General features: G+C 68.1%; 9 protein-coding genes. 3 read left to right on the top strand and 6 right to left on the bottom strand.

Features of this window, described 5'->3' with window-relative positions; translation table 11 throughout:
- From AB0C20_RS31350 to AB0C20_RS31340, 3 genes are all read right to left on the bottom strand, one after another.
- The coding region (locus AB0C20_RS31350) for a cellulose-binding domain-containing protein (protein WP_357569339.1) at nucleotides 1-546 on the bottom strand (546 nt) is incomplete at its 3' end.
- 441 nt (nucleotides 547-987) lie between these two features.
- Nucleotides 988-3,192, bottom strand: a complete 2,205-nt coding sequence (locus AB0C20_RS31345) for an MMPL family transporter (RefSeq protein WP_357569338.1) — start codon at nucleotides 3,190-3,192, stop codon at nucleotides 988-990.
- 268 nt (nucleotides 3,193-3,460) lie between these two features.
- Nucleotides 3,461-6,493 carry a family 16 glycoside hydrolase gene (locus AB0C20_RS31340; RefSeq protein WP_357569337.1) on the bottom strand — a complete coding sequence of 1,011 codons (3,033 nt, stop codon included), beginning with the start codon at nucleotides 6,491-6,493 and terminating at the stop codon, nucleotides 3,461-3,463.
- A 1,006-nt stretch (nucleotides 6,494-7,499) separates the two neighbouring features.
- On the opposite strand from AB0C20_RS31340, the gene AB0C20_RS31335 reads away from it, so the two are divergent.
- On the top strand, nucleotides 7,500-8,060 hold the full coding sequence (locus AB0C20_RS31335) for a hypothetical protein (protein WP_357569336.1): 561 nt from the start codon (nucleotides 7,500-7,502) through the stop codon (nucleotides 8,058-8,060).
- Between the two features lie 72 nt (nucleotides 8,061-8,132).
- Nucleotides 8,133-8,555, top strand: a complete 423-nt coding sequence (locus AB0C20_RS31330) for an acyl-CoA thioesterase (protein ID WP_130399906.1) — start codon at nucleotides 8,133-8,135, stop codon at nucleotides 8,553-8,555.
- Nucleotides 8,556-8,695: 140 nt separating this feature from the next.
- On the opposite strand, the gene AB0C20_RS31325 is transcribed toward AB0C20_RS31330, so the two are convergent.
- On the bottom strand, nucleotides 8,696-8,872 hold the full coding sequence (locus AB0C20_RS31325; protein ID WP_357569335.1) for a hypothetical protein: 177 nt from the start codon (nucleotides 8,870-8,872) through the stop codon (nucleotides 8,696-8,698).
- A 65-nt stretch (nucleotides 8,873-8,937) separates the two neighbouring features.
- Between AB0C20_RS31325 and AB0C20_RS31320 the strand changes: the two genes are divergently transcribed.
- Nucleotides 8,938-9,984: a zinc-dependent alcohol dehydrogenase family protein gene (locus tag AB0C20_RS31320; protein ID WP_357569334.1), complete on the top strand. Its 1,047-nt coding sequence runs from the start codon at nucleotides 8,938-8,940 to the stop codon at nucleotides 9,982-9,984.
- Nucleotides 9,985-10,172: 188 nt separating this feature from the next.
- Here AB0C20_RS31320 and AB0C20_RS31315 read toward each other — a convergent pair whose 3' ends face one another.
- Both AB0C20_RS31315 and AB0C20_RS31310 read right to left on the bottom strand, forming a co-directional pair.
- On the bottom strand, nucleotides 10,173-10,364 hold the full coding sequence (locus AB0C20_RS31315) for a hypothetical protein (protein WP_357569333.1): 192 nt from the start codon (nucleotides 10,362-10,364) through the stop codon (nucleotides 10,173-10,175).
- Nucleotides 10,365-10,494: 130 nt separating this feature from the next.
- Complete coding sequence (locus AB0C20_RS31310; protein ID WP_357569332.1) at nucleotides 10,495-11,046, bottom strand: YrhB domain-containing protein; 552 nt, start codon at nucleotides 11,044-11,046, stop codon at nucleotides 10,495-10,497.
- Nucleotides 11,047-12,052 lie beyond the last annotated feature (1,006 nt).

Below are 12,052 nucleotides of genomic sequence, written 5' to 3'. Positions count from 1 at the left end.
CGCGGTCGCCGCCAGCGGGACGGTTCCCGGCGTGGTGTACACCGCGCCGGCGGTCGGGCTGAGCCAGGTGACGATCGCCGGGTAGTCAGCGACCGGCGGTGTGGTCGTCCGGGTCGGCGTCACGCTGGGCAGGACGCCGCCGGTGCACGTGACGCCGTTGAGCGTGAACGACGCCGGTATGGGGTTGCTGCCCGACCAGGAGCCAACGAAACCGATGTTCGCGGAGCCATTGGTGCCCAGGGTCGCGTTCCAGCCCAGATTCGTCGCGCTGACCTGCTGGCCCGCCTGGGCCCAGGTGGCGCTCCAGGTTTGCGTGAGCCGCTGGTCGACTGCAGGGAACGCGAACCGCAGCGTCCACCCGTTGACTACGTCACCCAAGTTGGTGACCGCGATGTCGGCGTGGAAGCCACCGGTCCACTGGCTGGTGACGACGTAGTTCACCCGACACCCGGCCGCCGCGCTCGCCGCACTGGCGTGTGAGATCGCGGCCATCATCGCGACCATGGCAACAGCGATGGCGGCCACAGCAGTCAGCGACTTCCGCATGGCACACCTCGCCGCCGATAGCTGAACGTCGATGAATATGTCGACTGTCCTGCTGCTCCTCCTTCCTGTCAAGGCACGCACGGCAGTCCTGCCGCCGGCAGGACAACGGACAGCCCGCCCACCGCTGATCGGTAGCGGCCACAGCGCCGAGCAGGCAGAAGAGTGGATAGCGCAGCTTCCCGCCTGGACCGCGACTGAACGCCAGGTCCTGGACGACTTCGCGTCAAAGAACGCAACGAAGTGGGCGGCCACGTCCGGCAGAAACCCGAGCGTCTGGTACGCGACCTCGCAAAATCGGACCGGCGAGTGCGCAGATCAACAGACCGACGGCCATCAGTCAGTCCCGAGCCACAGCGCGGGGCACCCTCGTAATGCGGGCGCCGGTGCGGCCCTCCTGCCACAGTGGAAGCTGGCCGACACCGGCGACCTCATGACGACGACCTACCGGGCCGATTCCGACACAACTCCTCCATCGCCGTACACCGCACGGCGGCCGGGACGCCACCAGTTCGCCGCGCCGAGGAGGGACATGACAGAGGGCAGCAGCAGTCCACGGACCACGGTGACGTCCAGCAGCACGGCCACAGTCATCCCGACACCGATCTCCTTGACCGCTATCAGTTCGCCGAGGGCGAAGCCGAGGAAGACGATACCCAGCGCCACGGCCGCGGTGGTGACGACCGGACCGGTCGCGGTGATGCCGGCGAGGACCGCCCGGTCGTTGTCGATCCGGCCGTTGGCGGTACGGCGGTCCCACTCCTCCTTGATCCGGGCGAGCAGGAACACCTCGTAGTCCATCGACAGCCCGAAGATGAACACGAAGAGCAGCAGCGGTGTGGTGATGTCCAGAGCCCCCCAGGGTTCGAACCCGAGCAGGGCCGAACCCCATCCCCACTGGAACACGGCGACCAGGACGCCGAGGGTCGCCAGCAGCGTCAGGATGTTCATGCAGATGGCCTTGACCGGTACGACGACCGAGCCGGTCAAGGCGACCAGCAGCAGCCCGGTCGCGACGACGATGACGGCCACCGCGATCGGCAGCCGCGCGGCCGTCGACTCCCGCGCGTCGATGAGCTCGGCAGCGGGCCCCCCGACGAGGAGCGGCACCGGCATGTCGAGGGCCCGCAGGTCACGGACCAGGCGTTGGGCCGGTACGCCGCTCGCCGGGCCGGCCGGGCGCAAGTCCACCACGGTGACGTCGGCCGGCAGGTCCGAGCGCAGGTCGAGCTCCTTCTCGCCGGTGAGGTCGCGTAACTGTTGCAGCAACGCCGGCACCGGCGGCTCGGTGGCACCGGCCTCGATGAGCACGGTGACCGGCTGCGCGGCCCAGGTGGCGAAGTCCCGTTCGACGGCCTCGTACGCCAACCGCTCCTCGCTGGCGGCCGGCAGCGAACGTGCGTCGGAGTTGGCGAGCGTGATCTGGAACAACGGAGACGCCAGCAGAAGCAGGCCGGCGGTCACGGTCAACGCCACCGCGGCGGGACGGCGCTGCGAGAACGCCGCCAGCCGCGCCAGCAGGCCCGGCCGACCGGGCGCCGGGCGACGGGAGCTGCCCGCCGAGGACCGTGTCCGCGCGCCTCGCGGCGGCGGGATACGCCGGTGTGCCAGGGCGATCAGCGCGGGGACCAGGGTCAGCCCGATCACCGTGGCCATGCCGACGACCAGCGCTCCACCCAGCGCCATCGCGGCCAGCAGCGGCTCGGCGAAGACGAAAAGACCAGCCAGTGCCGCACCGACGGTGAGACCGGACACGAGAACGGCACGTCCGGCTGTCGCGGTGGTCGCGGCGAGCAGCTCCGCCACCGATGCCTCAGGGGCCGCCTCGCGTTCCTCCCGGAACCGGGCAAGGATCAGCAGGCTGTAGTCGACGGCGAGGCCGAGACCGAGCACGGTGACGACGTTGACCGCGTACTCGCTGACCGGCATCGCCTCGGCGAGCCCGCTCAGCGCCAACAGCGTTGCGGCAACCGCGGCGAGGGCGGCCGCCAGCGGCAGACTGCCTACGATCAGCCCGCCGAGCACGACGGTGAGAACGCCGCAGAGCACCACCAGCGCGATCGACTCGCCGATGGCGGCGTCCTTGACGGCCTGCTCGCCGAAGGTCCGCTCGGCAAGCAGCTCCCCTCCGACCAGCACCGTGGGGGCGTCGATGCGGCGCAGGGCGGCGGCCACCTGGTCAGCCACCGCGAGCGCCTCGTCGTCGCTGAGTTGCGGGCGCAGCTCGACGACGACGAGCGAGCTTTGATCATCGGCGCCCACCTGCGAAGATCCTGCGGTGTAGGCATCGGTGACGGACGCAACTCCCGGGATCGCGCGGATGTCGAACATCACCCGCGTGGCGCTGTCCACCAGTGCCATGGCGTTGAAGTCGCGGCCCGCGATGACCGCCACGATCCGCTCCCCCTGCGGGTCGAGCCGGTCGATGCGCGACTGCGCGACCATGGACTCCGCGTCGGGTCGCAGACTGTCCACCGACTGGGTCCGGTCGTAAACCGCACCTCCGAGCACCGCACCGGCCAGCGTGATCACGCCCCAGCCAGCGAGCACCCACATTCGGTGTTTGGCGGTCCATCGGCCGAGCAGTGCAAGCACCGCAGCCTCCTCGTGCCGCAGCCGACCTAGCCGCTGCCGTAGCCAATACAACATCAACTGCCCTCGTCCGCAATGGTTCGCAGGTCCTGCTGTGAGCTGCTGCGACGATCGCCACCGCGACGCGATCGACGACTTGCTCCATCAGCTGGACGATCGTTCGGCGCGGTAACCTCGGACGATCGGCGTCAGCGACATCGACGCCGCGCTAGACGTCTACCTCATCACCGCCGCCGACCCGTACTCCGACAACGTGGCCCGGTCCGGCGGACACGCAGGACTCTGGTGCCGCCGCACGGAACCGGCGGCGACACCAGAGTGTGCGTCAACTCAGCGGTTCGATCCAGATGTTGCGGAAGCGGGGATTCTCGCCGGGGTCGCCGTGGTCTTGCAAGGCTATGGAGCCAGGCGACGGCCCTTCGGGCTGGCCGTTTCCGGTGGGTCCGCTGATGGCGACGTTGTTGTGGACAACAACGCCGTTCCACACCACCGTGACCCTGGCGTCTTCGAGTTTCGCGCCTGTCGCGCTGAACCGCGCCGCGCGGAACGTAATGTCGAACGTCTGCCATGTGTTGGGCGCGGTGGCCATGTTCCGATCGGGAGCACGCCTGAGGTAGATGGCTCCGGCCTCGTTGTTGGCCAGTGTCGTGTCACCGTAGGAGTCCAGCACCTGAATCTCGTAGCGTTCCTGGAGGTAGAACCCGCTGTTGCCGCGGGCCTGTCCGGTGACCTCAGGCGGGTAGGCGGGTTGCAGCCACTCGCCGTGCAGCTTGAAGTCGCCGAATTTCGCTCTGGTACGGATGTTTCCGCCAAGCGATTCCATAGAACCGCCGGCCACCGGCCAGGTCGCAGGGCCGCCGTTTGTGTTCTCCCATGCCGCCAGGTCGGTACCGTCGAACAGGGGGATGCGAGATACCGGAGCGACGACGACGTGGTCGAGGTTGGCGCCGTTGGCGCCCGTCGTGGTCGCACGGATCTTGCTCTGCCCGGCCGGTAGCGTCGTGCTCAGCGATACGGTTCGCCAGGTGTTCCACGCACCCGTCGGCGGGAACGAAAGCGCTGGGCTGACAGTCGTGCCGTTGGCCGCGATGGCCAGAGGCCGGTCGACGGACCCGCCGTTGGCGTAACGGAATTCCAGCGAATAGGTTCCCGCGCTCGGCGCGTTGACTGTCCATTCGGTGTGTGCGCCGGTGTTGGCGGTCGCCGCGAAGTCGGCGTAACCGGTTCCGCTGTAACCGGAATGTTCGGACCCTGCGGTCGCGCCGCTGAGCGCCGCATACTCGGCTTCGTAGGGGCCACCGGGCAGAGAGTTGAGCGTGTACCAGGCCTCCGTGCTCCACAGGGACTGCCCCGAAGCCGAACTGAACGGCCGTGGCGAGTGCACATACACCACCCGCCCGGACTTCAAGCCGTTGATCCGCAACGTGACTTTCTTGCCGTCGGCCGAAGGGGTGGCCGAAGTGACGCTCAGCGTTTCCATGTCGACCTTTGGGCCGCCATAGCTGGTGGTCGGGGTGTAACGCCATTGCCGGACGGCGTACCGCGATGCCAGCGAGCTCAGCGTTGCGGCCGACAACGGCTGGGTGTATTCGAGCTCGAAGCCACCGGCGACCGCCCGCATCGCCAAGATGTCGAAGGCGTTGCTACTGGTGGAGGTGAGTTTTTGCAGACCGAAGGTGAGCTTGCCCTGCTGACGCCAGTTGCTGCTGGCCTGTCCACCGCCGATGCCGCCCGCGTAGATCGCACCGTCGGGGCCGAGGGTGATCCGGCTGATGCCGGCCTCGAGTCCCTGGGTGAAGCGGAAGACCGCACCCTGATACTCGCCGTTGACCTTTTCCAGATACCCGCGTTGGATCCCGCCATAGGTGACATCACCGAACAGCATCTGGCCGGCGAACAGGCCTTGGGTGAGCATGAGCGGTGTGCTCGGCGAGTTCGCGATCTCGTTGTGCGGCAGCCACAGGACCGGCTGTGTGACCGCGTTCGAGTCGAACGGACCGGCCGGATCGTTGTAGTGGTTGAAGAACCGGCCCGGCTTGAGATGCACCAGCTTGTTGGCCGGTAGCCAGTCGCCCTGGTTGTCGGTGACGAAGATGCCGCCTTCGGGGCCCCAGCCTATGCCATTCGGGGTACGCAATCCGCTCGCCGTGTACTCGACCTGTCCGGTCGCCCTGTTGACTTTGATCGCGGTGCCGCGATTGTTGGCGAGCTGCGGTTTGGTGGAGCGTCCGCCAGGAGTGATCTGGACCGACAGGTTGAGGTAGAAGTAGCCGTCCTTGTACAGGAGGCCGATCGCGAACTCGTGGTAGGTCCCGCCGAACGGCCAGGTCGCCACCGTTCGCCTGTTGTCGATGATGTCATCGCCGTTGGCATCGGTCAGCTCGGTCAGCCCGGACCGCTCCGCGACGTACAGTTTGCCGTCCACATATTTGATTCCCATGGGGTCCTGCAACCCTGTGGCGATCCTCTTCACCGTCACCTGCGCGGCAGAGGTGGTGCCGGTGACGTTGCCCAGCACATAGACCTCGCCCAGCGGCGTAGTGGTGCCGTAGTCGCCGCCCCACGTGGTGATGGCCAGCCTGTTGTCGGGCAGCCAGTCCATCCCGGTGACTTTTGGCTCGAACCCGCTTGGACGCAGATTGGTCAGCGTGTAATTGGGATGCACCGCGTTCAGTGGCAGCCCGTCCCCCGGGCTGTCCACCCCCTCGACGCATTCCTTGGTACCAGGTGCGGTCACCCGGGTCACTCCGGATTCGGTGCTCAGCGCCGTGGTCGGCACGAGCGAGAACTGTGTGGATCCCGGTGGCCGCCACTCGAGTTTGAGCGCCTGCCCACTGGTGTTATCGAAATGTTCGATGCGCAGCTTGTGATAGCCGGCGGACAAATCGATGGTGCCGTCTTTCGGCGACGCGCCATGAAGGCCGTCGTGGTCGATGACCGTCGTGAACGTGCTGTCCGCGTCGTCATTGTCGACGACGGTGCTTCTGTCGATGCGCAAGCGGGAGCCATCGTCGCTGGTGAGCCGGAACACGTACGAGCCGGCCGTGGTGATGTTGATGTTCGCGACGACCTGGGTGTGGAACCTGTCGGCGACGCCGAAGTCGGCCTGGGTCGACCAGTCGATCACCGGCATCAGCTTGTCGACGTTGGGAGTCTGTCCGGGCTTGAGCGTGCAGAGTCCGGACCGATCGATTCCGAGGTTGTAGGTGCGCAATGTGACCCCGGGATCCTGCGGTGGGATCGCGGCATGTGCCTGACCAGGCACCAACAGAAATGGCAGCAATACACTCAGCCCCAGAACGAGGACTGGCGCCCGGCGCCGCCGGCGGGCGACCTCTGGGACGGTTTGAATGCTCATGACAATCCTTCTCGCGCTCGCATCCGCGCAGCAGCGCACACGCCGGCCCGGATGACAGGGGTGGGATCAGGTAGTTGCCTGACGCAGGTAGGACGCGCGCCGCCGCGTCGTCTTCTCAACGGAGCAGGTTGCTACCGCTTCGGAAACATTCCCAAAGTCGGTTCAGGAAAGCGCTTTCCTGTCGGGTTACTATATATGATTCATCATGATGTTTCAATGCCCCGCACAGCCGGCACGGGGCTCCGGTGGTTGCACGTCTCGCCGGCCGGGCAGGGCGTTCAGCGTCGCCCGGGCTGAGCGGGTCCACGAGATCCAACGGTGGACCGCCTCCACCGACTGGGTCATCTCCCGCGAGATCGCGCACCCTCCGCTGGTCAGCGAAGAACACTTCGTCGCCATTCAGGCAATCCACAGCGCACCGACCCCTACCGACGGCATCCCCCGCCGCTATGTGTTGGCCGAAGTGATCTGCTGCGGCGTGTGCGGCCGAATCATGGACTCCCACTGGATACACAGCCGACCCGGCTACCGATGCCGCCACGGACACACAAGCACCCGCACCAGGACCTCCGCCCAACCGACGATCCTCTACATCCGGGAAGACCACCTGCTCGACCGCATCCGACACGACCGCGGGCTACATCGTCGCCGTCCTGCACTGCGCAGCCCCGACCCGGAAAACTCGCCAACTACCTACAAACCAACAACGTGATCATCGTGTGACCACCACGCGTGGACCATCGAAGCCGAAACCGCGATCTATCCACTCACCCCGGCGGGGAGCTTCCTCGCCACCACAGCAACAATCCCCGTCCAACGGGACGGGGATCGCTCGAAACGCGAAGAGAAATCAGCGCGAGAACAGGGACGGCATCTCGGAGACTGACCGCCGTACGGATACCGACTCACCGACGCCGGCCCTCATCCAAACGCCGCCCAAGCGCGCTGGGGTCGCCGGCTGCAACGCCTCGACCCGGATCCGGCCACGGCCGCACACGTGCGGTGGATGTTCGCCCAACGCCTGGATGGCCAGAGTCTCGCCAGCATGGCGCGCACCCTCGACGACGCCGGCATACCGTGCCCGTCGGGAGTCGGTCCTGACCGCAATCCACACCGCAGTGGCGACCGGTGCACCCTACGAACAGTCGCGGCGATCCTCGCCAACCTGACGCTCGCCGCCGAGCACGGCTTGGTCGGTTACGAACCGGGCTATCACGTCGTCAACCCCAACGCGCCGGGCCACGCAGCGCCCTTCACGCTCTCGTCGGAGAGCCTGCCGACGATGCCCGACCCCGACGCCCACCGACTCAAATGGATCATCGGCCAGGTCGGCGAGAACAACCGCTACGTGATCCTCGAACGCGCCGACGGATGGTTCGTCCAGGTCGGCTACGGCGACGCTGCCGGAGTACCCGCCGGGACATACGCACTGGAATATCAGGAAGGTTCCATCAACCGACACTTCCGCTGCCAGACCACCGACCGCGAAGCAGCCCTGCAGCTCTTGCAGGAGTTCCGAGCCGGCAGCGACAGGTGGAAACGCCGCCACCTGTGGGGACCACTCTGACCAGTCCCCCAACTGCCCATGGCGGCGCGGTGAACAGCGGCGGTGTCACAGCGCCCCGCTACGCTCGCGCTCATGGCAGATCCGTTCCGGGTGCGCATCACCGTCCGTGGCTACGAGCTGGACACCCAGGGCCACCTGAACCAGGCCGTCTACCTCCAGTACGGCGAGCACGCCCGGTGGGAGTGCCTGCGCGCCGCCGGCATCTCACAGGAGCGGCTCATCGCCAGCGGGGTGGGGCCGGTCGCCCTGGAGGTCACCGTGCGCTACCTACGCGAGCTGCGCGGCGCGGACGAGGTGGACGTGTCCTGCGGGTTCCGCTGGGGCGAGGGCAAGACCTTCCAGATCGACCAGGACTACGCCCGCCCGGACGGCACCCCGGTGGCGACGCTGACCGGGGTGGGTGGCCTGCTCGACCTGTCCGCCCGGCGGCTGGTGGCCAACCCGCGCGAGCGGTTCCGGGAGCTGGCCAGCGACCCGGGGCCGCTCAACCTCTGAACGCAGGTCTCCCCCAGCAGGTCGGGTCGCACGGGCATTACGCCCATCCCGACGTTTCCCCTGCCGCCTTCTTCCTCGGTCACCCACAGCGACGTCGGGTCCGGGCCGGGCAGCGCCACTCCCCCGTGGCGAATTCGCGGTCATCTCGGTCGCCGGCTCGCCGGCTCGCCGTCCGGCACCACGTAGCCGGGCACCGCCTCGAGCGGCCGGATCACCACACGGTCCGGACCGACCAGGAAGCTGACCGGCCCGCCGCTGCGCAGGGCCGGTTTGGCGGTGGTGGTGATCCGGTGATGGGCGAAGTCGATGCGGGCCAACGGGCCCGGTCACCCCCGGCGGGCTGCCGTCGGCCGGTCGTCTGGCACATGTGAGGATGCGGCGCATGCGTGCCGTGATCTTCGACGAGTTCGGTGCCCGACCCGAGGTCCGCGACGTGCCGGACCCGGTGCCGCCGCCCGGGGGTGCCGTCATCCGGGTCGAGGCGACCGGATTGTGCCGCAGCGACTGGCACGGGTGGCAGGGGCACGACCCGGACGTCCGCCTGCCGCACGTGCCTGGCCACGAGTTCGCCGGCGTGGTCACAGCGGTTGGCGACGGTGTACGCGGCTGGCACCTCGGCGACCGAGTCACCGTGCCGTTCGTCTGCGCGTGCGGGCAGTGCCCGGCCTGCTTCTCTGGCGACCAGCAGGTGTGTGAGCGGCAGACGCAGCCCGGCTTCACCCACTGGGGCTCGTTCGCCGAGTACGTGGCGGTGCAACACGCCGACGTCAACCTGGTCCGGCTTCCCGACGAGGTGGGCTACCCGGCCGCGGCGGCGCTCGGCTGCCGGTTCGCCACGGCGTTCCGGGCGGTGGTCGGTCAGGGGCGGGTCGCCGCAGGCGAGTGGGTGGCGGTGCACGGCTGCGGCGGTGTGGGGTTGTCGGCGGTGATGATCGCAGCGGCGTGCGGCGCGCGGGTGGTGGCGGTCGACGTTGCCCCCGGCGCACTCGAGCTGGCCCGCCGTTTCGGGGCCTCGGTGTGTCTGGACGGGGCTGCCCTCACCGGACCCGGCGCGGTGGCCGCAGCCGTTTGTGAGGTGACCGGCGGCGGCGCCCACCTGTCGCTCGACGCCCTGGGCAGCCACGCCACCTGCACTGCCTCGATCGAGAGCCTGCGCCGGCGCGGGCGGCACGTGCAGGTCGGCCTTCTCCCCGCCGCCCAGGGCCGCCCGGCCCTGCCGATGGACCTGGTAATCGCCTACGAGCTGGAACTGCGGGGCAGCCATGGCATGGCCGCGCACGCCTACCCGGAGCTGCTCCGGCTGGTCACCGCCGGCGTGCTGCGCCCCGCCGAGCTGGTCACCCGCACCATCGGGCTCGCCGAAGTGCCCGACGCCCTGGCCGCGATGGACCGGGCCGCCCCCGGCGGGATGTGCATCGTCCAGCCCTGACCGGGGCGACGCTCGGTCGGCCAGGGGTACGCCCCGGTAGGCGTAGGCCGCGGCGTAGCTTGCCGTCGCGGCGACAGGAGGCCTCAACGTCGTGTGTGTAGAGATTGGCGAGCGCAACCTCGAATGTACGTGCCACTGTGGGGAGTCAGCCTCGATCACGGCGTCCTGGACGCGACCGGGCTGCCGGCTCACGCTGGGTCGTCGCCAACCGATGTGGCCCGGGCGATGAAGAACGCGTGCGCACCGGTCAGGAGCGGCAGGACGAGCACCAGGACCCGGAACAGCGGCAGCAAATCGTAGACCGGCACCCGGAGCAGCCGGGCGAGGATGTCGTCGCCCGCGGCCGCCCTCGACGCCGGCGCCGACCCCGCCGTCGTCACGGGTTGGATCGCCCAAACCCAGGCCGAACGCACCCGCGCAGAAGCCGAACTAAGCGCCATCGCGGGTGTCACTCCGCGCCGGATGAGCCGACCTTAGTGGTGGCGGCGTCCCCAACCCTCAGTTGTTGGCCTACGCACTAGTTTCCTCGTCCAACGGGCCGGCAAGCGTCTCGATCGCCAGCGGCAGCGGCTCTGGTTCCTCGCGCGCGAGGCTCGCCAAGCACTCCGAGGGCTCACCCCCCTCGCTGACCGCGTCGACATACGCCTTGGCATCCCGCAGGCCCATCCGCGGCGCTCGGCGGCGGATATACCGCAGCGCCGCCATCCTGTCCCCACCTTGCACGAGGACACGGACTTCAACGAGCAGTGAGTCCACAGGTCTGACGTCCCTGTACTGCCGCAGATACACCTCAGCCCACCGACCCGAGCCGCATATCGCAACCGGAATGTGGTGAATGCTGCCGTCTTCCCCATCCACCAGGTAGGGGCCCTGCCCCACCAGCATCCTTCCCAAGTCACCGGAGCGCAGATACTCCACAGACTGCCAGGAGACCAACCACCCGAGCGCGTGCTCTTCGACACCGCAGACCGCGATCTCCGGCACTTCGGCCAGCCGTCCCTCCCGTCGCTGCCCGATCAGCAAGGCCTCGACGAGCGCGACAGCGCGCTCCCTGGTGATCACAACCGGCATCATCCATCACTACGACCACAACACCAACCGCATTCGAACCCATGCTGGTGTCTCGTCGGGGCCATTGATTCCATGGACGTCCTGTCATCGCCGGGCGAGGAGCGCGCTCGTGACAAGCGGCAGCCCAGCGCGGCGGATGCCTTCAGATCCGCCGAAGAGGTCAACGAGCAGGAAGCCCTGCTCAAAGGTTGCGGGTGGGATTCGAGCCTCAGCTTCCGGGATTCATGCTGACCCCACCGCCACGGGACCCAGAGCCGTACGTCGATGCTTTGCGGCCCTCGTGAACGGCGTCAGCGGGTCTCAGAACGGCAGCCAGCACAATCCAGGCGGCGAGCAGCGATCCCTGACCACTTCGGTCTTCTCTGGGAGGGCACGCAGGTCCGCTCGCCCACATCACCGCAGGTCACCGCCCTCGTCCTTGTCCGGTGCCGGTGAACACTTCGGGCGCGGTGACCACTTCGCCAACCTGCACCCAATCTGCTCCCACTTGCAAGGCCGGGCCCGGCCAACGGCTCCTTACCGCCTCGACGTGCGCACACCCTTTACCAGGCGGCATAGAGCACCGTCGACTGCCGCCCAGATTTGGGGAGCACTCCGCAGAAAACAGGACGCTGCACCGACTCTGACCCGCGGTAACGTGGAGCCGCAGGCAGGGGCGGGTGCAGTTGAGCGCCGTTCGATGCCGTTGGACGCAGTTCAAGGCCGTTCAGGGCACCCTGCTGCTCCCAACCCGCTCCCCCAAACCGGGCTCGCACCGCGCCGCCGACGGATCGTGAGCTGCCGGCCCGGTGCTTTGGTTGGCGGCACCAGCGGTGGCTCCTGCAGCCGCATCGGTCGATCGGGAGCACGCCCACCATCGCTGCACCCAGTCAGCGGCAGATGCGTGCGCCTTCCTGACCTTTGGGTTGATGTGCGGCCGGCCGCGAATCTGTGCGTCGTACGGCTCCTGGCACGTTCGGTTTCGACAGGTGGAAGCGATCTCACCAATACACGACAC

It is taken from the genome of Micromonospora sp. NPDC048843, assembly GCF_040649965.1.
In the GTDB taxonomy this organism is placed as follows: Bacteria; Actinomycetota; Actinomycetes; order Mycobacteriales; family Micromonosporaceae; genus Micromonospora; species Micromonospora hortensis.
This window is presented reverse-complemented; position numbering and strand designations above follow the sequence as displayed.